This window comes from Croceibacterium atlanticum (assembly GCF_001008165.2).
Taxonomy (GTDB): domain Bacteria; phylum Pseudomonadota; class Alphaproteobacteria; order Sphingomonadales; family Sphingomonadaceae; genus Croceibacterium_C; species Croceibacterium_C atlanticum.
Genome location: NZ_CP011452.2, coordinates 2389190 through 2409824, shown reverse-complemented (window position 1 = coordinate 2409824; position 20635 = coordinate 2389190). Strand labels below are relative to the sequence as shown.

The window sequence follows — 20635 nt, the reverse complement described above, 5'->3', positions numbered from 1 at the left end:
CCCCGCGGCGTGCATGCGGATTGACCGCCTGCTGTGCTTACTGCGTTTTGCAAAGACCCGTGGCGCTGCCCAGCGGTGGATCGCGCATGGGCATATGCGCCTTAACGGGCAGCGGATCACCAGCCAGGACCGCGCCGTTTCGGTGGGTGACGTGCTGACATTGCCATTAGGCCGCCACGTGCGGGTAATAGAAATCATTGCTTTGCCGCATCGTCGCGGCCCGGCAAGTGAAGCGCAGGCCTGTTATCGTGCGCTTGACGCTGGTGGATCAATCGCCATAGCAGGCGCCGTGAATCGCCGTGCCGGACAGTTGGAAGGCCGGGGGCAAGAAGGGAAAGCGCACCAATGACCTATGTCGTCACCGACGCCTGCATCAAATGCAAATACACCGACTGCGTCGAGGTCTGTCCGGTCGACTGTTTCTATGAAGGCGAGAACATGCTCGTCATCAACCCGTCCGAATGTATCGATTGCGGCGTCTGCGAACCGGAATGCCCGGCCGAAGCGATCCTGCCCGATACCGAAGGCGGGCTTGAAAAATGGCTGGAACTGAACACCAAGTTTTCCGCCGAATGGCCGAATATCACGGAAAAGAAGGATCCGCCGGCCGACGCTGACGATCACAAGGGCGAAGACGGCAAGTTCGACAAGTACTTTTCCGAGGAACCCGGCGAAGGGGACTAAGTCCCTTCCCCACCCGCATTTGAGCAAGATTCGCGCGCCCCGGGCCGGTCTTTGGGACCGGGCTGGTAATTTTGTTACGGATCTGTTATATAGTGCGCCGACTGTCCCCCTTTCGGGTGCGACAGGCGGATAAGGAAGGCAGGTCTCCGCCACAGCGTCCAGTCAGACAGGCAAATATCAGGTCGCCGATGGGTCGTGCGGCCTTGAATTTGTTGACGCTCGTCTTTCGACCTGCCGACGAAGAAAGGACTGTGAATGTCTGCGAATGCGCCAGCCTTCGATGTCGGCGATTACGTCGTTTATCCCAAGCACGGTGTAGGCCGGGTGATCGAACTTCAGAGCGAGGAAATCGCTGGAATGAAGCTCGATCTTTATGTCCTGCGTTTTGAAAAAGAACGCATGACTCTGCGCGTTCCCGTGAACAAGGTCGAAACCATCGGCATGCGCAAGCTTTCCAGCGACAAGACGCTGAAGGAAGCCATGGAAACCCTGAAGGGCAAGCCGAAGATCAAGCGGACCATGTGGTCGCGCCGGGCGCAGGAATATGAAGCGAAGATCAATTCGGGCGATCTCGTATCGATCGCCGAAGTGACCCGCGACCTGTTCCGCCCGGAAGACCAGCCCGAACAGAGCTATTCCGAACGCCAGATCTTCGAAGCGGCCTCCAGCCGTCTCGCCCGCGAACTGGCAGCGATGGAAAAGACTGACGAGCCGACCGCGCTGACCAAGATCCTCGAGGTTCTGAAAGAGCACGCTCCGCAATATTACGAGAACACCGAAGACGCCTGACACGGCATCTGACGGTTTAGACCCCGAAAGGGGTCCGGAAAGGGCCGCACCGGCGCAACGGTGCGGCCCTTTTGCATTTGCAGCGGACCAAATGCGAAAACGCCTGTCGGCGGAGGCACCACACGGTTCGACCAAGGCGGATTGAGCAGAATGCCTCCACCCTGTATTACAGGATTAATACAGAAACACGGAGACTGCTCATGCGCCTCAACAAGTTCTTCAAGACGATGGGCCCGATTGCTGCAATCGCGGCTGCCGCTGCACTCGGTGGCTGCAACAATGTCGATCTGGGCGTCAACGGGATGAAAGGCGTCCCGCTGGACGAACTGGACCTTTCCGGCGGCGCGCCCGAGGAAGTCGCGCTGATGGGGCCGGATCACGTTTCAATCGTGAATGGTGAGAGCTTTAACGTCACTGTCGAAGGCGATAGCGAAGTGGCTTCGCACCTGCGCTTCGCCCTGAAAGACGGCACGCTGGGTATCATGCGGGACGAACTCAATTTCGGCAGCGATTCAATTGCGACGGTGAAGGTCACCATGCCGGCACCGCGCTCGCTCACCGTGGCCGGATCGGGCAGGATGACGAGCGAGCGCCTTTCGGGTGACGCGGAAGTCACGATCGCCGGTTCCGGTTGGCTGGAAACGCCGAATGTCTCGGCAGAAAGCCTGGAAGTGACTATTGCGGGCAGCGGCAATTACAAGGCGGCCGGGACGGTGAAATCGCTCGAACTGTCGGTTGCAGGCAGCGGCACGGCCGACATGGCAGGGTTGAAGGTCGATAATGCGGAACTGAACATCGCCGGATCGGGTGACGCGATCTTCGCTTCAGACGGCAATGTGGAAGCTTCGATAATGGGTTCGGGCGATGTGACGGTGCGCGGTTCGGCGCGGTGCGAGGTCAACGCGGTCGGCTCTGGCCGCCTAACCTGCGAACCCGCAGCCAATCCGGCCGAATGACGCGGTTCATTGTCTGATAACAGCAGACGGCGCATGGTGGTCCGGAAGGAACCCACCATGCATCGTTCTGCCTATCTCATCCTCGCGCCTTGCGCCCTGCTTTCACTTGGCGGGTGCCTGGCGAAGACTGCACTGGATGTCGCCACCGCGCCGGTAAAGATCGCCAGCAAGGGAGTGGATCTCGCCACGACCAGCCAATCCGAAGCGGATGAGAAGCGCGGGCGCGAAATCCGCAAGCGGGAAGAACGGCTAGGCAAGCTGGAGCGGGAATATACCAAGCAGCTGGAGCGATGCCAGGAAGGGTATCGCAACGCCTGCAACGACGCGACCAAGACCTATGCCGAAATGCAGCAGGTTGCGGCCACCCTGCCTACCTATCCAGCCGAGAACGAAGACGACTAGGCCGCGGCGCGCCGCAAGCGATCATTGATGGCCGCACCCATGCCGGTATGCGGTATCGGCGCCACGGCAATATTTGGTTGAGCAGCTGCGGCGGCGATATGCAGGCAGGCATAAAGCCGGGCGGCAGCCTGCGCGAGATCTCCGTTGGGCGATAGATTTACGTCGCCGGCAATATCGCCGAAGCCGATCATGAATTCGCCACCTTGCGGTTCGCCCGCATCGAGCCGCACCGGTTTGCCCGGGGCATAATGGCGGGCAAGCTGGCCCGGCGCTTCGATTTTGGCATCCTGAAGAGGCGTGGCCGGACCAAGCAGAGAGGCGATATCCTCTTCCGGAATCGGGCCATGCCGCAGCAACTGCCAGTTTCCGCCCTCTCGCAGTGCGATGATGGTGGATTCCAGGCCGCGGCTGCACGCCCCGCCATCCAGTATGGCATCGACCCGTTCGCCCAAGGATGCGGCGACATGATCCGGTGTGGTCGGGCTGACACCGCCGCTGCGATTTGCCGACGGCGCGGCCAGGGGCAATCCCAGCTCCGCGATCAGGCCGCGCATTGCCGCATGGCGCGGCATTCGCAGGGCAATCGTGGGCAGGCCAGCAGTAACGGCAGGAGCAATCGGAGCGTCTTCACGCAGCGGCAGCACCATCGTCAGGGGCCCGGGCCAGAATTTTCCGGCTATGGCTTCCGCCCGATCATCGAAACGGGCCAGCCGGCGCGCCATTTCCATATCGGTCACATGCACGATCAGCGGATTGAAATCAGGCCGCCCCTTGGCTCGATAGATCGCGGCCACAGCATCTTCACTGTCGGCACGCGCGGCCAGGCCATAAACTGTTTCCGTGGGCACGGCGACCAGTCTGCCTGCGCGCAGCAATTCCGCCGCGCGGGCAATACCGGCCGCATCATCCGCCAGCCATTCTCTTGTCTGCTTGCCGCTCATCTCGCCGCGCTATAGGTCAGCCGGCGATGAAAGACCAAGGTGATCCCATTGTCCGCATCGCCGCTGCTCTGGAGCGGCTTTCCCCACCGCCGCAACAAACGGACTGGCTGGCCCACGCCGCCTATGTCTGGACGGGTGACGGTGCACGCGGCGTGGAAAGGCTGGAAGCGCCCGCTCTTGCGCTTTTGAAGGGGATCGATCGGCAGAAGGCTTCGGTAACCGCGAATATTCGCCGCCTTGCGCAAGGATCGCCCGCGCATGACATGCTGCTGTGGGGTGCGCGCGGAATGGGGAAATCGGCCCTGCTGCGCGCAGCCGTTGCATCGGCACAGGCAGAAATTCCGGGCACGCTGGCACTGGTGCAGGTGGGCGCCGATGCCCTGCCCACCCTTGTCCGGCTGTTTGCCGAACTGGCCGCGGCCGACCGACGTTTCCTTGTCTTCATTGACGATCTGGGATTCGGAGCCGGCGATACGGCAGGGCCGCGCCAATTGCGCAGTTGGCTGGATGGCGGGGTGGAAGCGAGACCCGGCAATGTCAGGCTTGCCGTTACGTCCAACCGCCGCGCCATCCTGACTCGCGAATCGAGCGAACAGTCCGATCCGCTCAATCCGCGTGACGAACTGGACGATCAGCTGGCCCTGGCCGACAGGTTTGGCATGGCGTTGGGTTTTCACGTCTGTTCGCAAGACGAATATCTCGCGATCATTCGCGGATATGCCGATCAATATGGCCTCGACTGGGATGAGAGCGAGGCGCTGGAATGGTCACGCAGACGCGGCGCGAGATCGGGCCGCGTAGCCTGGCACTTCATTACCGAACTGGCAGGAAGGACCGGCAAACCGCTCTGACGGTTTGCCGGATTCCAATCCCTCAGAACGATCCGGGCAGTAAATCCGCGGGCGGGTTATCAAAGGCGCGCGCGGGATCCCCGTCCAATTGCCGCCGGGGCGGCAGGCTGTTGCCCGTGTTGCGGATCTGGGCACTGGCCGCGGCGGCATCGGGCGCGCTGATGCGCCAGATGATATTGGCCGTGTCATCGCTCAACAACAGGGCGCCGGTCTTATCCCAGGCGACCCATGTCGGGCGGCCATGCGTCTCCCCATCGCCCGCAAGGAAGCTTTGCAGAACCGGCACCGGCTTGCCCGTGGGATTGCCGCGTTCATCGAAAGGCACATAGACAAGATCGTAACCGGCAGCCGGTTTGCGATTCCACGAACCGTGCCGGGCGATGAAGGCGCCATGGCTGAATTTTTCCGGCATGCGCGCACCCTCTTCGGTGAAAACGAGCCCAAGCGCGGCAACATGCGGGCCCAGCGCATATTCGGGCGTACGCGCATAATCCGTAAGATAGAGCGGCATCGGGGCTTCCACCCGTTCATCCACTTCTTCGTTCCAGTATAGCCACGGCCAGCCGTAATTCACGCCGATCGGAACATTGGTGAGATAATCGGGCACCAGATCGGAACCGAGCATGTCGCGTTCATTCACCGTGGTCCACAATTCGCCGGTCCACGGATTCCAGTCCAGCCCGTTCGGATTACGCAGGCCGGCCGCGTAGATACGCGAACTGCCGGTTTCGAGATGCAATTCGTGAATGGCGGCGCGGCCCTGTTCCGCCTCCATCCCGCCTTCGCCGATATTCGAAGCAGAACCGACAGCCACATACAGATTCTTGCCGTCCGGAGAGAGGACCAGATTGCGCATCCAGTGATTGCCTGCGGCCGGCAGGTCCATCAGCTTTTCCGGCTTGCCGGTGATGACCTTGTCGCCTTCTGCATAATCGAAACGCAGCACGGCATCGTGATTGGCGACATAGAGCTTGCCCTCCCGCCAGGCGATGCCGGAAGGCGAGCTGAGATCATCGCGCAGCACATGCCGTCCTTCCGCGACACCATCACCATCCGCATCGCGCAGCAGAACCAGCTTGTCCGGCGAAGGAACGGACGCCCCCGCGCGACTGAACAGGATGCCGGCGATAAAATTGGTGATGCCTCCGCCAGCCACGACGCGTTCCGGGGCATTGCTTTCGGCAACGATGATATCGCCATTGGGCATGGCATAGATGATCCGCGGATGTTCGAGACCAGCGGCAAAGCGGTTGACCTGCAGCCCTTCGGCGGCCTGCGGTGCGCCATCTTCGCCCCAGCCGACCGGCTTTGCGACCGCCACGGTCGGGATGGTTTGCGGGTCCGGTTCAGCCAGAAGGGGATCGGTCCCGGTCACGTCCTCCACGCTATATTCGGCGGGATCCCCGCGCAAAACCCACCAGCCTGCGCCGACGAGGAGGACGATGACGACCAGCAGGCCGATTCCGATCTTCTTGAGAATGCTCATGCGCCAAGGAATAGGCGCTTGCCCGCTAGGCGGCAACGGGTTCACACACTACCTATCACGCCATGTACGACTTTACTGCCAATCCCGACCAACCGAAGTCCGAATTCTACGCCGATCTGCTCTCTGCGGCACAAGCGCTGACGGAGGGCGAGCAGGACGGCGTGGCCAATATGGCGAATGTCGCCGCACTAATGTGGCAATTGCTCCCCGATCTGAACTGGGCTGGCTTCTATCGCATGGTGGATGGAGAGCTGGTGCTCGGGCCGTTCTGCGGCAAACCGGCCTGTATCCGTATTCCGTTGGGCCGGGGCGTATGTGGTACGGCGGCCGCCAGTGCAGAGAGCCAGCTTGTCGAAGATGTACACGCTTTCCCCGGCCATATCGCCTGCGATGCGGATAGCCGCAGCGAATTGGTTGTGCCCGTGCTTCGGGACGGAAAAGTGATCGCCGTGATCGACCTCGACAGCCCCCTCCCCGCCCGTTTCGATGAGGATGACAAGGCCGGGATCGAGGAATTGGCCACCCTCCTTTCCGATCGAATCTGACCGACCCGAAACGGGACGCGGAATTCACCGACACTGCGGTTTTCGGCATGATACGATAGTAAAAGGATGATTAATGGCCGCGATGTCGGCCGCTTCCGAGCCGGGACTCCTGCCGATGACCAACCGCAGCTTCGCAATCATTTCCATCACGGCTCTGGCTTGGTCTTGCCCAGCCCTTGCACAGGAAGCCCCGGCAGAGGCGATGCCTCGCATCGAAGCGGGGAGTTTCGACGGCGAATGGATCGGCGATTGGGAAGCACCGGAAACCTATCGCGGGGTCTGGCGCGGCACCTATATCGGCGCCAATGGCGAACCGGTCGAAACCGAATTTCGCGGTGTCTTTCTCAGCGATGATGGGCTGGTCAGTGATGACGGCGCCGTTTTCCACCGGGATCCGCAGGGTGCCAGACGGCATTTGAAACGGCAGATGCCGGGTGGTTCGGGGCCTGGCAGGCACGATTTCCGTCAACCCGGCAGCAATGCGCAGCCTGTTGGCTACACGCCGCAACAACGCGCTGACTGGCTGAACCAGTGCCGCGCGCGTTATTGGCAGGCCGAAGCCTCTAATGGAGGAAATGGGGCACTTGTCGGCGGACTGCTGGGCGCAGCGATTGGCGGCTTTGCCGGAAATCGAATTGCCGATGGCGATCGCCTGCTTGGAACGGTGATTGGCGCGGGAGTTGGTGGAGTGGCCGGCGCCGTTATTGGTGATTCCGTGGATGGAAGCTCACGCCGTGCACCCGAAGCCTATGTCGATGCCTGCGAGGATTATCTGCTGCGTTATGAACGCAGCTATGCCGAACAGGGTTACAGCCAGGCTCCGGGCTATGGGCCGGTTCGATGGGTCCGCGTTCCCATCCGATATGAAGATCGCCCGGAGATCGAAGGAATTGCGGTAGAGCCGGATGCTTCTGCTGCCACCCCATCGCAATGATATACAAATTCACCCATTAATTCAATGGTTTGGATGGAAATAGGCAGGCAACCGCTACAATTAACGGTTGCGCCGCGCGACTTTTCATCCCGATTTTTGACCTAGATATCTCCGCCAGTAAGACGCTGGCAAACGAGGTCCAGCTGATCCAGCGTATGATAGCGGATCGTCACCGTACCCGATCGGGGATCGGCATCTGTGGTGATGCGCACGGGCAGGCCGAGAAATTCTTCCAGATGGTTCTGGACTGCGGCAATATCCGCATCGGCGCCGGTATCACGCGGCTCTCTTGCGCGGCGGCTGGATGATCCGCCCTCGCCCTGCGCCTTTTTTCGCGCCAGCTTTTCCACTTCACGCACGGACAGCTTCTTGTCCACCGCATGCTGCGCCAGTTCTTCAGCCTGCTCATGCCCGATCAGGGCACGCGCATGGCCCATATCCAGCCGGCCCGACTCCACATGATCAAGAACCGTTTTAGGCAGTGCCAGCAGCCTCTGGAGATTTGCCACATGGCTCCGAGACTTTTCGACGAGGCGGGCAATTTCCGCCTGCGTCATATCTTCGCTTTCCGCGAGCCGCTGATAAGCGCGCGCTTCTTCGATTGGGTTGAGGTCTTCGCGCTGAATATTTTCGATCAGCGCCAGCGCCATCACATCCCGCTCTTCCAGATCGCGGATGAGCGCCGGGATTTCGTGCAATTGCGCCTTCTGCGCCGCCCGCCAGCGTCTTTCACCAGCGACGAGCTGATAGCGCCCGCCTTTCATCGGCCTGACGATCACGGGCTGGATCACGCCGCGGCTGGCAATGGATGCAGCAAGCTCTTCCAGCGCCTCCGGCTCGAAATAACGGCGCGGCTGTTCCGGATGCGGTTCGATTGCAGCAACGGCAAGGCTCGCTAATCCGCTGGCCCGCAGACCGCCTGCCGCTTCGGCCTCTTCTCCTTGTCCCGATTCGACCAGAGGCTCTTCGCGCTTGGCGTCGCCCAGCAGCGCCCCTAGCCCGCGGCCCAGCTTGCGCCGGTTGGCGGGTTTTGCATCGCTCCGCTCGGTTGTTTCTCCCTGGGCGCTCATGCGGCTTTCCTTTCTTCCGGCGGGAGGCGGCCAATCAGTTCTCGGGCCAGCGCTATATATGATCGGCTACCCGCGCAGGCATGATCGTAAATCAGCGCAGGCAAACCATGGCTGGGCGCTTCGGACAGGCGAACATTGCGCGGAATCACTGATTCAAACACCAGATTGCCCAGACACTCCCGCACATCATCCGCCACTTGATCAGTCAGGCGATTGCGGCGATCGAACATGGTCAGAACTATACCGACAATGCCAAGATCGGGATTGAAACGCTGCTGAACCTGCTCGACAGTTTGCAAAAGCTGGCTGAGCCCTTCCAGGGCAAAGAATTCGCATTGCAGCGGCACCAAAAGCGTATCGGCCGCCGTCAGCGCATTCAGCGTAAGAAGGCCAAGCGATGGCGGGCAATCCACGAAGCAGACATCATAATCAGTGGCACCTTCCAGCGCCTTGGCAAGCCGTTCGGTGCGGTTGCGATATTGCACCAGTTCGACTTCCGCACCGCTGAGATCGACTGTCGCCGGCACGATATGCAGATTGGGAACGCTGGTCGGGACGATACATTCGTCCAGCACAGCATCTTCCAGCAGCAGGTCGTAGCTTGAATATTCGCGGTTTGCGGCCGCGACACCGAGGCCGGTCGACGCATTGCCCTGCGGATCGAGATCGATCAGTAGAGTGCGCCAGCCTGTGGCAGCCATGGCGGTGGCTATATTGATGGCGGTGGTGGTTTTGCCCACGCCGCCTTTCTGATTTGCGATGGCGATCCGAATCATGACAGTCGCGGGGTCCCCTGTCCTATCAAGATACCCGCCGTCTCATCCGTTCTGGAAGGTTCCACGTGGAACATTTCCTGGATCGCGACAGGTTGCTCTGCCAATTCTTGCGCTGCCTTACGCCCCTTGGGCAACAGCCAAATGGTGTCTCGTGTGGAAAACCGGGCAGATAACTTGAGCAGTTTACCAAGCGGAGCAAAGGCACGCGCCGAAATTATGCCTGCGGAAAAATTTTTCACATCTTCCAGGCGGGAACCTGCAACGCGGCAATTAGCGAGGTCCAGTTCCTTGATTGCCCGCTCCAGCCACTCGACGCGCCGCTTGCGCGATTCGACCAGTAGGACTTCCCAGCTCGGCCGCACCGCCGCGATCGCGAGTCCTGGAAACCCCGCTCCTGTACCGAGATCCATCCATTGCCCCGGCGTTTCACGTGAAACATACCCGACCAGTTGAACACTGTCCGCCAGATGGCGCTGCCACACCATATCAAGGCTAGCATTGGAAACGAGGTTCTGGCGTTCATTTTCCTCGGCCACCAGATCCGCAAGCTTCTGCAACCGGTCCAGTGCCTGGTTATCTGCCAGACCCGCACAATATGCACGGGCGGCCTCTTCGCTATTTATCATGCTGCTTCTATTGCTCGCCTTCGGGCATGCACCAGCAACGCGGCCAATGCTGCGGGGGTAATTCCACGGATCCGCGATGCAGCCGCCAGAGTTTCCGGCTGAGCAGCACTGAGCCGCTCCACCATCTCATTGGACAATCCGGGGACACTGCCGAAGGGGAAATCTCGCCCCAGCCTAACCGTGTCGCTCGCTCGAAGATCGCGCAATTCCCCCTCCTGCCGCTGCAGATAGGGGGCGTATAGCGCATCTTCGCAAACTTCGCTGCCAACTTCGCCGCCCGGATCTACGCCGGCGGGAAGAAATTTATCCAGCCGTTCGACATGCATTCCGGGGAAGCGCAACCAGTCGCCCAGCGATTTCTTCCCGGCGTCCCGCTTCACCGGCAATCCGGCCTCGGCCAATTCCACGCTTGAAACTTGTCGCGCCAGTGCTTCGTTCCACGTGGAACGCTCTGTCTCTCGCCTGACGAACCAATCCCGCCGTTCATTCCCTACACAACCGAGAGCAAGCGCAATCGGTGTAAGACGAGTGGTCGCATTGTTCGCACGCAGCCGCAGCCGGTATTCCGCCCGGGCGGTAAGCATTCGATATGGTTCACTCACCCCGTGCAGCGTCAGGTCATCCACCATCACGGCGATGTAGGAATTGCCGCGATCAAGCTGCGGCCCTTCCCGGCCGGTTGTGACAGCGGCTGCATTCAAGCCCGCCACAAGACCTTGTGCCGCAGCTTCCTCATATCCGGTGGTGCCGTTGATCTGACCTGCACAGTAAAGACCGGGCAGCGTCTTGAGCTGAAGATCGGAGCCGAGGGCGCGGGGATCGATATGATCATATTCCACCGCATAGCCCGGAACAGCCATCTCGACTTGCTCCAGCCCGTCCATCGTCCGCAACATGGCCAGTTGCACATCGCTCGGAAGCGAAGTGCTGATGCCGTTGGGATAGACGAGCGGCGTCTTCAGCCCTTCCGGTTCCAGGAAAACCTGATGCCCATCCCGGTCGACAAAACGATGAATCTTGTCTTCGATAGATGGGCAGTATCGCGGGCCCGTCGCGCCGATTGCCCCGGTAAAAAGCGGGGAGCGATGCAAATTATCACGGATGATGTCGTGGCTACGCGGATTGGTCCGGGTGATGGCGCAGAATAATTGCGGGTTTTGCCTGGACGCAGTCAGCGGAGACATGGTCCATGGCTCCACATCGGATGCCTGTTCTTCCAGACGTCCCCAATCGATCGTGCGCCCATCAAGCCGTGGCGGAGTTCCCGTCTTCAGCCGCGCCATAGGCAAAGCGGCGCCGCGCAATTGCTCAGCCAGCCTCTGGGCCGATGACTCACCAATCCGCCCCCCTTCAAAACGCTCTTCCCCGCGAAAGAGCGTGCCGCCGAGGAAAGTGCCGGTACAGAGAATGACTGCCGCGCTCTCCAGAATGGTCCCGTCAGCAAGCTCTACTCCGCTGACTCGCTCCCCTTCGAAACGAAGTGCCGCTGCCTCACCTTCGATCACTTCCAGCGTTTCCAGCCGTCCAAGCAGTTCTTGAACGGCGGCTTTGAAAAGTGTGCGATCCGCCTGAACACGCGGCCCCCAGACCGCACTCCCCTTGGAACGATTGAGCATCCGATAATGGATCGCCGCGGCATCTGCTGCGCGGCCGATAATCCCGTCAAACGCATCCACTTCGCGCACGAGATGGCCTTTGCCCAAACCGCCAATCGCCGGATTGCAGCTCATCGCGCCCACGGTCGGCCGATCGAAAGTGATCAGCCCGGTGCGCACACCCATACGCGCAGCAGCTGCTGCTGCTTCGCAGCCGGCATGCCCGCCGCCAATCACCAGGACATCGAATTTTTCCATTGAGGCTGCATCTAATCCCGCCGACCGAATGCGTCAAAGCATCCGATGTTTCACGTGGAACAGTTCACTTCCCGATACAGAACCGCCCGAACAGGGCATCGAGAACATCCTCGGTCGAAGTCCGGCCAATCAGCCGATCAAAGCTGGTCCTGGCCTGACGGAAATTCTCGGCAAGAATCAGCGGATCTGATTGCTCGCTTGCCTGTGACAGTGAGTCCAACGCATCAGCCAACAAGTCGCGCTGCCGGCGGTTCAGCGCCGTCTCGCCCGGCGCTGGCATCTTCCCACGCGCCTCTTCAACAATTGCGCGCTTCAGCGCTGTCAGCCCCTCCCCGGTCAGGGCAGACAGTGTGAAATCCGGCGCCTTCTTGCCAATACGATCCTGACGATCACATTGCGCATCCAGCTCCCACGCACCAGCAGGGCCTTCACCTTCCGGCCCCAGCCACAGGACCAGATCCGCACGGGCGATTTCCGCTTCGGCCCGCTCGATGCCGATCACCTCGACACTATCGCTGCTGCCGGTCCGCAATCCGGCCATGTCGACAAAGGTGAAGGGGATTCCTTCCATCGACACCGGCCGGGTAAGGACATCGCGTGTCGTGCCGGCAAGCGGGGCCGTAATCGCGGCCTCACTTTCTACCAGGGCGTTGAAAAGGGTCGACTTCCCCGCATTGGGCGGTCCCGCCAGCGCAACGCGAAACCCTTCACGCATCAGTTCAGCACTGGGCGCAGCCAGCGCTTCCTGCAAATCATGCGTTAATTCACTGATTTCCTGCGTAAATGTGGCAGGAAGGACGGTGACATCATCCTCATCGTCAAAATCCAGGCCGCTTTCGATCTGCGCGGACAGAATCAGCAATTGTGCGCGCCAGCTCTCGACCTTGCGTGAAAGGAGACCACCCGCCATTCCCATTGCGGCGCGCCGCTGAAGCTCCGTCTCGGCCGAAAGCAAATCGCCAAGCCCTTCCGCTTCGGCCAGATCGATCCGGCCATTGGCAAAGGCCCGCCGGGTGAACTCCCCCGCCTGTGCCCGGCGCAGGCCCGATATCCGGCCGAGCGCATTCTCAACCGCAGCAATGACAGCCCGGCCACCATGCAGGTGGAATTCGGCAAGATCCTCCCCCGTGGCCGTATTCGGGCCCGGAAACCACAGCACGAGCGCCTGATCGAGAACGGAGCCATCCGTATCCCGCAAGCTTGCCATTCTTGCGCGCCGTTCCGGCGGAACAGTTCCGGCTAGCGATTCAAGCGCCCTTCCCGCTTCGGGGCCGCTGACGCGAATGACACCGATTCCGGCCGGGGGCGCCCCGCTGGACAGGGCGAAAATCGTATCCATAATTGGCTGAACTTACTTGCCCTGCTTCGTGTCGTCTGCGCTCTTCTGCGTAGAGGCATTTCGCGCGCCTTCCATGAAGTTCTGGAAGACCTTCAGCCCCATCTGGCCCATGGGCGCCAACTGCCTGGCATATTCTTCCAGCTGATCGACATTGGAAACGCCCTGCATCGCCTTGGAAATCGCATCCACATAGACGGCATTCGCCTTCTCGACATCGGGCAGGCCCATGAAGCGGCGAGCTTCTTCCGGCGAGCAATCGATTTCGATATTGACCTTCATCGCACGCACCTTTCGCATTTCGGCGCGAACTGCTCGGAACGCGCAACCAACGGGCGCGTAAGGTCAGCAGGCGACACTTACGCGGGTAATGAGGATATATATGAGCGAGACAATCAGCATTTCCACCCTGGAAGGCGATAGCAGCTTTTCCGCCTATTGCGCGAAACCCGCCGGGGAGCCACGCGCAGCCATCATCGTGATCCAGGAAATCTTTGGCGTGAACGCCGGAATCCGCCGCAAATGCGACAGGCTGGCAGAGGATGGCTATCTCGCCATTGCCCCGGATCTGTTCTGGCGCATCGAACCGGGGGTAGAACTCGATCCCGATATCGAAGCTGAATTCAAGCGCGCCCTCGATCTGATGGGCAAGTTCAATCAGGATCAGGGCGTCCGCGATATCGAAGCCACTATCAAACATATCCGCGAACATATGGGCTGCGCAAAGATTGGCGCGGTCGGTTATTGCCTTGGCGGGCGCCTCGCCTTCATGACTGCTGCCCGCACGGATTCAGATGCAACCGTGGGCTATTACGCAGTCGGCGTGGATAACCTGCTCCGCGAAGCCAGGGCGATATCAAACCCGCTGATGCTGCATATCCCCACCAAGGACGGCTTCGTTCCGCCCGAAGTGCAGGAGAAAATGCATGAAGGGCTGGACGGCCATGACAAGGTTACGCTGCATGATTACGAAGGCCTCGATCACGGCTTCGCCACCGAATTCGGCAAGAGACGGAACGAGGAAGCAGCCAATCTGGCAGACAGCCGGACGGCGGAATTCTTTGCCAGGAATCTCGGCTGATTGCCGATAGGAAACAGCGCGCCGACCCCTGTTTGGAGGCGGCGCGCTGTGTGAACAATTCCACCATGCATTACAGTTTCAGTCCGGCAGCATGGGCCGCCGGACGGAACTGACTTACTGGTTCATCGTCGCGAAGAAATCTTCGTTGGTCTTGGAATCCTTCATCTTGTCGAGCAGGAATTCCATCGCGTCGATCGTGCCCATCTGCATCAGGATACGGCGCAGGACCCACATCTTGGAAAGCTGATCCTTGCCGACCAGCAATTCTTCCTTGCGGGTGCCGCTCTTGCCGACATCCAGCGCCGGGAAGATGCGCTTGTCCGCAACTTTGCGGTCGAGCACGATTTCGCTGTTACCCGTGCCCTTGAATTCTTCGAAAATCACCTCGTCCATACGGCTGCCCGTATCGATCAGAGCGGTCGCAATGATCGACAGCGAACCGCCTTCCTCGATATTGCGGGCGGCACCGAAGAAGCGTTTCGGACGCTGCAGAGCATTGGCGTCAACACCGCCGGTCAGCACCTTGCCGGAACTCGGCACGACCGTGTTGTAGGCGCGGCCAAGACGGGTGATGGAATCCAGCAGGATCACCACATCCTTCTTGTGCTCGACCAGGCGTTTGGCCTTTTCGATAACCATTTCAGCTACTTGCACGTGTCGCTGCGCCGGCTCGTCAAAGGTCGAGGAAATCACCTCGCCATTAACGCTGCGCTGCATGTCGGTCACTTCTTCCGGTCGTTCGTCAACCAGCAGCACCAGCAGGAAGACTTCCGGATGATTATCCGTGATCGCCTTGGCGACATTCTGCAGCAGCACCGTCTTACCGGTGCGCGGCGGCGCGACGATCAGCGCGCGCTGGCCTTTGCCCTGCGGCGCGATCAGATCGATGACCCGCGCGGACTTGTCCTTCACCGTCGGATCGCTCGTATCGAGATTGAGGCGCTGTTCGGGATAGAGCGGCGTCAGATTGTCAAAATTGGTCCGGTGGCGAACTGCATCCGGATCGTCAAAATTGACCTTCAACAGCTTCGTCAGGGCAAAATAGCGCTCTCCATCACGCGGGGCGCGGATTTCACCTTCTACCGTGTCGCCAGTGCGCAGACCCAATTTACGGACCTGGTTCGGCGAAACATAGATATCGTCCGGACCGGCGAGGTAATTCGCTTCGGGGCTGCGCAGGAAACCGAAGCCATCCTGCAACACCTCGATCGTGCCGATTCCGAGAATTTCCTCTCCTTCATCCGCCACTTCCTTGAGGATGGCGAACATCAGATCCTGCCGGCGCATGGTGCTCGCGCCTTCGACACCAAATTCCTCGGCCATGGAAACGAGTTCGGCCGGCGTCCTTCTCTTGAGTTCTTTCAAATGCATTTCGTAAATATTCCAGTGATTTGGAGGAGCCGGCAGGTCAATTCTGGGCTTGGGGAAAGCAGACCTGGCCGCTCGGGACGGCGGCCTCAGCCGGGTAGCACCGAGAAATATGATTTCCGGGCGAAGCCGTCAATTCGCAATTGGCGGCGCATCGGCACCGTTCACCGCAAATATCGCCCCATGCGGCAATGGCCCCGCCTGGCCGGGATCAGAAGGGTTTTACGATCACCAGCACGACGATCAGCGCAACCGCGATTCCGGGCACTTCGTTCAGCATGCGCAGCGCCTTGCCCGTAAGCGGCCTTTCGCCCCGTGCGAGCTTCTTCGCATAGGCTGAAAGATAGCCGTGATAGGCCGATAGAATGAGTACCAGCAGCAGTTTGGCGTGCAGCCAGCCCTGGCTCCAGGCATCAAGCGTAAAGGCCAAGGCCAGCCCGAAAGCCCAGACCGCGATGATGGATGGCAGCAGGATGATCTTGAGCAGTTTCCGTTCACGATCAATCCATTGGGCATTCTCCGGAGAGTCTGGCCCGGATTCCTGATGATAGACGAACAGCCGCGGGAGCATGAACAGCCCGGCCATCCAGAAGATCACGAAAATGATATGGCCGGCCTTGAGCCACAGATAAGTCATCGAAAACACATCCTGCATGCCGGAAACCTAGACATTCCGGGCATCACATTCATCAACTTTCGCGAATTACGGAAAGAAGGCGTTCGACATGGGCGATCGGCGTTTCCTTGTCGATCCCATGGCCAAGATTGAACACATGCGGCCGCCCGGCAAACGCATCCAGTATGTGCCGCGCCCGCTGCTCCAGCGCCTCGCCGCCGGCCAGCAGCAACAGCGGATCGAAATTGCCCTGCACCGGCATGCCATCGGGCAGTTCCCTGGCTGCCCAGACAGGATCGACGGTTTCATCCACCCCGACCGCATCAACGCCGGTTTCCCTTGCATAAGCGGGCAGTTTCTCCCCCGATCCCTTGGGAAAACCGATCACCGGCACATCGGGGAAACGTTCACCAATCGCAGCAACAATCCGCGCATTGGGCGCAATGACCCAGCGTTCGAACTGGTCCGGTGCCAGGCTGCCGGCCCAGCTGTCGAACAATTGCACGGCTTCCGCACCTGCTTCGATCTGGCCAGCGAGATATTCCACCGTGACTTCGATCACCTTGTCCAGGATCGCCTGCACCGCTTGTGGATCGCGATAGGCCATGGCGCGAGCGAGATGCTGGTCACGGCTGCCCTGCCCCGCGATCATGTATGTCGCCACGGTCCACGGGCTGCCGGCAAAGCCCAGCATGGTCGTATCCGGACCGAGCTGTTCCCGCACGAGCTGGACAGTCCGGTAGATGGGATCGAACCGTTCAGGCACCGCCTCCAGCGAATCCAGCGCCGCATCCACCAGGGGCGGCGAGAGATGGGGCCCTTCGCCCGCCAGGAATTGCAGATCCTGGCCCAGCGCATGGGGAACGATCAGAATGTCGGAAAACAGGATCGCGCCATCGAAACCGAACCGGCGGATCGGTTGCAACGTGATTTCGGCCGCAGCCTCGCTGTCATAGACAAGTTCCAGAAACCCTCCCTTTTCCGCCCGCAAGGCGCGATATTCGGGCAGATACCGCCCGGCCTGACGCATGAGCCAGACCGGCTTCCGGCCGCCTTGTTTGCCACGCAGAGTATCGAGGAGAAGACCAGGCATAGCGAGAGTCCAATCAATAAAAATATATATTTATAAGGATTCAGGACTCTGTTGGCCCTGTGGAAATCGGGGAGAAACGCGCCTTGCCCGATTTCTCCCGGAGAGAACAGGGGGCGTTTGCGGATCGACTCCTGCTTGCAGCGTGGTCAAGCAAAGCTTGTTCGCCTTATCCCCAGCCTGTCGAAATCTCGCCTGCCTGTTCAATTTCCTGCTGGGGAATCACCGGATAGCGGGGGTGAAATCCTCTCCCGAACTTGTCCGCCGATCCGTCCCGTGGTTTATGCCGGGACTTGTCCACATGGCTTTGCTGCATCTTCATCTCCTCTCGGACTCGACCGGCGAAACGCTCGAGATGATCGCCAAGGCGGCGCTCGCGCAGTTCGATGATGCCGAGGTTATTCGCCATTTCTGGCCGATGGTCCGGTCGCGTCAACATCTCGACCGGATCATGGAAGAGCTTGCCTCCAATCCCGGCCTGGTCCTGTTTACCCTGGTGAATGACGAGACGCGCCGCCTGCTGGAGGAACGTTGCCGCACGCTTGGCCTGCCGCATGTGGCGGCACTGGATGCGGTGACTGCCGCGCTCGAGGATCGGCTTGGCCAGCAGGCCAAGGGTCGGCCGGGACGTCAGCACGCTCTGGACGATGCCTATTTCGCGCGCGTCGATGCGATTCAGTTCACTATCGCCCATGATGACGGGATCGGGTGGGAGGATTGGGAAGAGGCCGATATCCTCCTGGCCGGCGTGTCCCGCAGTTCCAAGACGCCGACCAGCATCTATCTGGCCAATCGCGGATACAAGGTGGCGAATATTCCGCTGGTAATGGAAAGCCCGCCTCCGCCTTCCCTGTTCGAATTGCGCCATCCACTCGTGGTCGGCCTCACCACCGCTCCGGCGCGGCTGGTGCAGATCCGGCGCAATCGCCTGCTTTCGCTGAATCAGGAAACGCAGACCGCCTATGTGGATGAAGAAAAGGTGGAAACCGAAGTGGCCTTTGCCCGTCGCATGTTCGCCGATAATGGCTGGCCGGTGATCGACGTCACCCGCCGTTCGATCGAAGAAAGCGCCGCGGCGATCATTCGCCTGTACAATCAACGCAAGGAACGCGGCCGGGATCGTCCGCCGCAGGTCGGAATCAAGCCGATATGATTTTGCAGGCCGAACAGGCCCCCCTCATCCTCGCATCGCGCAGCGCATCCCGGCAGAATATGCTGGAAACTGCCGGAGTGCATTTTGTCTCCCGCCCGGCGGAAATCGACGAACGATCGCTGGAAGCGGAATTGCAGGGCGAGACACCCGCCACGATTGCCCTCGCCCTTGCCGAGGCCAAGGCGCGTGCCGTGGATGCGCCCGGAGAGCTTGTACTGGGCAGCGATTCCCTTGTGGTCGTCGATGGCAGGCGGTTCGACAAGCCGGTGGACCGGGACATGGCGGCGGACCATCTCCGGTTCTTTTCCGGGCGCATCATGCAGCTTCATTCTGCCGCGGCGCTGGCGCGCGACGGTGCAATCATCTGGCGTCACTCCGCCATGGCACAGCTTCATATTCGTGATTTGTCGGAGGATTTTATCGCAGCCTATCTCGATGCGGAGTGGCCGGAAGTCGGTTATTGCGTCGGCGTGTTCCGGATAGAGGGTCTAGGCGTGCAATTATTCGATCGGGTGGAAGGCGATTATTTCACCATTCTGGGAATGCCGCTTCTGCCGGTCCTGGGTGCTCTGCGCGAATTTGGAAAGCTCCAGGCATGAGCATCTATGCCGAAGTGATCGGCGATCCGATCGCACAGTCCAAATCGCCTGCGATTCATAATTTCTGGATCGACCGGCTGGGTCTGGACGCTAAATATCGGGCCTGCCACGTGAAGCCCGATGGACTTGCCGCCTATCTGGCGGAACGGCGTGCCGATCCGGATTGGCGCGGTTGCAATGTCACCATGCCCCATAAACAGGCAGTGATCCCCCTGCTCGATCGCATGGATCCGCTGGCCGAAACAATCGGCGCGGTAAACACGATTATCCGCGAAGACGACGGCACGCTGACCGGGTTCAACACCGATGCGGGCGGGTTCCTCGAACCGTTGCGCCCGGTGCTCGCACGGAAGCATCTTTTCCGCATGGCCCGGGTGTTGGGAACCGGCGGCGCGGCCCGGGCCATCATTGCCGCGCTGGCGCGGGAACATTTCGTCATCGTGCTGGCAGGGCGCAATCCGGCCAAGGCCAGGGCGCTGCTGGATGAACTGGATCCGATGGGCGAACATCACGCCATCGATCTGGACCATTTCGCCGACATCACCGAATTCACTTTCGATGATCGCGAAGGTTGCTGCGATCTGATCGTGAATGCCAGCCCGCTCGGCATGGAAGGCCAGCCCCCTCTGCCCTTCGATTTCAGCCACGCCCCGCCTGGCAGTATCATCTATGACATCGTCACCCATCCGCTGGACACGCCGCTCCTGACCGCAGCTCGGGAGAAAGGCTTTGAAACGCTGGACGGGCTGAACATGCTGATCGGCCAGGCTGCCGAAGCGTTTGAAAGGTTTTTTGGCGCAGTACCGCCGCGTGAAGATGACGATGCGGAATTGCGGGCGATCCTGACATCATGAGCCATCCGCATGTCCTCGGCCTCACCGGCTCGATCGGCATGGGTAAATCCACCGTGGCCGCCATGTTCGCCGATCTTGGTGTGCCGGTTTTCGATGCCGACGCCGAGGTGCGGCGCATGCAGGGGCCGAATGGCGCCTTGTTGCCGGCCATCGAACAGGGCTTTCCCGGCACGACCGGCCCAGGGGGGCTCGACCGGGAAGCTCTCGGCAATGCTGTTTTCGAAGATGGGGAAGCGCTGTCGCGGCTGGAAGCCATAGTGCATCCGGCCGTTCGCCAGCGGAGGGAGGAATTCCTGATCGAACATGCGGGGGCCAGTCTGGTCGTATTCGATATTCCCCTGTTGTTTGAAAAAGGCGGTGCGGAGGAAACCGATTCAATTCTGGTCGTCTCCGCCCCTGCGGCGGTTCAGCGTGAAAGAGTCCTCTCCCGCCCCGGCATGACGGCAGATCGTTTCGCCCGGATTCTCGCCCTGCAGATGCCGGATGCCGAAAAACGTGCCCGCGCCGATCACGTGATCGACACCGGATGCAGCCTTGCCGAAACGCGCGCCGCCGTGGCCGCCCTGGTGGACAGGCTGACGGGCTGAATCAGGCCCTTGCCAGCCCGGCAACCCCCGCCGATAAT

At 60.5% G+C, this 20635-nt stretch carries 24 protein-coding genes; 13 read left to right on the top strand and 11 right to left on the bottom strand.

Going from position 1 to position 20635, the window contains the following annotated elements; genetic code table 11:
* Positions 1–13: 13 nt before the first annotated feature.
* The 5 genes from WYH_RS16575 to WYH_RS11370 all read left to right on the top strand — a co-directional run bounded on the left by WYH_RS16575 (position 14) and on the right by WYH_RS11370 (position 2831).
* Positions 14–349: an RNA-binding S4 domain-containing protein gene (locus WYH_RS16575; protein WP_082347959.1), complete on the top strand. Its 336-nt coding sequence runs from the start codon at positions 14–16 to the stop codon at positions 347–349.
* Complete coding sequence (gene fdxA / locus WYH_RS11385) at positions 346–684, top strand: ferredoxin FdxA (protein ID WP_046903929.1); 339 nt, start codon at positions 346–348, stop codon at positions 682–684. Before WYH_RS16575 ends, fdxA begins: the two co-directional genes overlap by 4 nt.
* A gap of 255 nt (positions 685–939) precedes the next feature.
* Complete coding sequence (locus WYH_RS11380) at positions 940–1473, top strand: CarD family transcriptional regulator (protein ID WP_046903928.1); 534 nt, start codon at positions 940–942, stop codon at positions 1471–1473.
* Between the two features lie 200 nt (positions 1474–1673).
* On the top strand, positions 1674–2429 hold the full coding sequence (locus WYH_RS11375) for a head GIN domain-containing protein (protein WP_235979270.1): 756 nt from the start codon (positions 1674–1676) through the stop codon (positions 2427–2429).
* Between the two features lie 33 nt (positions 2430–2462).
* Entirely contained in the window at positions 2463–2831 is a 369-nt protein-coding gene (locus WYH_RS11370) for a hypothetical protein (RefSeq protein WP_425304756.1), read from the top strand.
* Here the strand turns inward: WYH_RS11370 and WYH_RS11365 are convergent.
* Positions 2828–3772: an L-threonylcarbamoyladenylate synthase gene (locus WYH_RS11365; RefSeq protein ID WP_046903927.1), complete on the bottom strand. Its 945-nt coding sequence runs from the start codon at positions 3770–3772 to the stop codon at positions 2828–2830. The two genes, WYH_RS11370 and WYH_RS11365, sit on opposite strands and share 4 nt — an antisense overlap.
* A gap of 26 nt (positions 3773–3798) precedes the next feature.
* Between WYH_RS11365 and WYH_RS11360 the strand changes: the two genes are divergently transcribed.
* On the top strand, positions 3799–4623 hold the full coding sequence (locus WYH_RS11360) for a DUF815 domain-containing protein (RefSeq protein ID WP_046903926.1): 825 nt from the start codon (positions 3799–3801) through the stop codon (positions 4621–4623).
* 22 nt (positions 4624–4645) lie between these two features.
* Here the strand turns inward: WYH_RS11360 and WYH_RS11355 are convergent, their stop codons facing one another.
* A complete protein-coding gene (locus WYH_RS11355) occupies positions 4646–6109 on the bottom strand; it encodes a PQQ-dependent sugar dehydrogenase (protein WP_053833554.1) in 1464 nt (487 codons plus the stop codon).
* A gap of 62 nt (positions 6110–6171) precedes the next feature.
* Between WYH_RS11355 and WYH_RS11350 the strand changes: the two genes are divergently transcribed.
* Positions 6172–6654: a GAF domain-containing protein gene (locus tag WYH_RS11350; protein ID WP_046903924.1), complete on the top strand. Its 483-nt coding sequence runs from the start codon at positions 6172–6174 to the stop codon at positions 6652–6654.
* A gap of 73 nt (positions 6655–6727) precedes the next feature.
* Positions 6728–7588, top strand: a complete 861-nt coding sequence (locus WYH_RS16870; protein WP_053833553.1) for a glycine zipper 2TM domain-containing protein — start codon at positions 6728–6730, stop codon at positions 7586–7588.
* A gap of 101 nt (positions 7589–7689) precedes the next feature.
* On the opposite strand, the gene WYH_RS11340 is transcribed toward WYH_RS16870, so the two are convergent.
* From WYH_RS11340 to WYH_RS11315, 6 genes are all read right to left on the bottom strand, one after another.
* Positions 7690–8658: a ParB/RepB/Spo0J family partition protein gene (locus WYH_RS11340; RefSeq protein WP_046903923.1), complete on the bottom strand. Its 969-nt coding sequence runs from the start codon at positions 8656–8658 to the stop codon at positions 7690–7692.
* Complete coding sequence (locus WYH_RS11335; RefSeq protein WP_046903922.1) at positions 8655–9434, bottom strand: ParA family protein; 780 nt, start codon at positions 9432–9434, stop codon at positions 8655–8657. The genes WYH_RS11340 and WYH_RS11335 overlap by 4 nt, the downstream gene beginning before the upstream one ends.
* On the bottom strand, positions 9431–10060 hold the full coding sequence (gene rsmG / locus WYH_RS11330; protein WP_046903921.1) for a 16S rRNA (guanine(527)-N(7))-methyltransferase RsmG: 630 nt from the start codon (positions 10058–10060) through the stop codon (positions 9431–9433). The genes WYH_RS11335 and rsmG overlap by 4 nt, the downstream gene beginning before the upstream one ends.
* Positions 10057–11913: a tRNA uridine-5-carboxymethylaminomethyl(34) synthesis enzyme MnmG gene (gene mnmG, locus WYH_RS11325; protein ID WP_046903920.1), complete on the bottom strand. Its 1857-nt coding sequence runs from the start codon at positions 11911–11913 to the stop codon at positions 10057–10059. The genes rsmG and mnmG overlap by 4 nt, the downstream gene beginning before the upstream one ends.
* A 64-nt stretch (positions 11914–11977) precedes the next feature.
* Positions 11978–13255 carry a tRNA uridine-5-carboxymethylaminomethyl(34) synthesis GTPase MnmE gene (gene mnmE, locus WYH_RS11320; RefSeq protein ID WP_046903919.1) on the bottom strand — a complete coding sequence of 426 codons (1278 nt, stop codon included), beginning with the start codon at positions 13253–13255 and terminating at the stop codon, positions 11978–11980.
* A 9-nt stretch (positions 13256–13264) separates the two neighbouring features.
* Positions 13265–13531, bottom strand: coding sequence for a DUF6489 family protein (locus tag WYH_RS11315; protein ID WP_046903918.1), 267 nt, complete (start codon positions 13529–13531; stop codon positions 13265–13267).
* 100 nt (positions 13532–13631) lie between these two features.
* On the opposite strand from WYH_RS11315, the gene WYH_RS11310 reads away from it, so the two are divergent.
* Positions 13632–14330, top strand: a complete 699-nt coding sequence (locus WYH_RS11310) for a dienelactone hydrolase family protein (protein ID WP_046903917.1) — start codon at positions 13632–13634, stop codon at positions 14328–14330.
* 114 nt (positions 14331–14444) lie between these two features.
* Here the strand turns inward: WYH_RS11310 and rho are convergent, their stop codons facing one another.
* The 3 genes from rho to hemE form a co-directional block, all read right to left on the bottom strand.
* Positions 14445–15701 carry a transcription termination factor Rho gene (rho, locus tag WYH_RS11305; RefSeq protein ID WP_046903916.1) on the bottom strand — a complete coding sequence of 419 codons (1257 nt, stop codon included), beginning with the start codon at positions 15699–15701 and terminating at the stop codon, positions 14445–14447.
* A gap of 208 nt (positions 15702–15909) precedes the next feature.
* On the bottom strand, positions 15910–16335 hold the full coding sequence (locus tag WYH_RS11300) for a CopD family protein (protein WP_235979271.1): 426 nt from the start codon (positions 16333–16335) through the stop codon (positions 15910–15912).
* A gap of 52 nt (positions 16336–16387) precedes the next feature.
* A complete protein-coding gene (hemE, locus tag WYH_RS11295) occupies positions 16388–17407 on the bottom strand; it encodes a uroporphyrinogen decarboxylase (RefSeq protein WP_046903914.1) in 1020 nt (339 codons plus the stop codon).
* 298 nt (positions 17408–17705) lie between these two features.
* On the opposite strand from hemE, the gene WYH_RS11290 reads away from it, so the two are divergent.
* The 4 genes from WYH_RS11290 to coaE are packed head-to-tail and all read left to right on the top strand — an operon-like array spanning position 17706 to position 20597.
* The gene (locus WYH_RS11290; protein ID WP_046903913.1) at positions 17706–18557 is read left to right on the top strand and encodes a pyruvate, water dikinase regulatory protein; all 852 of its coding nucleotides are present in this window, start codon (positions 17706–17708) and stop codon (positions 18555–18557) included.
* The gene (locus WYH_RS11285) at positions 18554–19156 is read left to right on the top strand and encodes a Maf family protein (protein WP_046903912.1); all 603 of its coding nucleotides are present in this window, start codon (positions 18554–18556) and stop codon (positions 19154–19156) included. Before WYH_RS11290 ends, WYH_RS11285 begins: the two co-directional genes overlap by 4 nt.
* Positions 19153–20010 (top strand): shikimate dehydrogenase, encoded by an 858-nt coding sequence (gene aroE / locus WYH_RS11280; RefSeq protein WP_046903911.1) that lies wholly within the window; start codon positions 19153–19155, stop codon positions 20008–20010. The genes WYH_RS11285 and aroE overlap by 4 nt, the downstream gene beginning before the upstream one ends.
* A complete protein-coding gene (gene coaE, locus WYH_RS11275; RefSeq protein ID WP_046903910.1) occupies positions 20007–20597 on the top strand; it encodes a dephospho-CoA kinase in 591 nt (196 codons plus the stop codon). The genes aroE and coaE overlap by 4 nt, the downstream gene beginning before the upstream one ends.
* Positions 20598–20635 lie beyond the last annotated feature (38 nt).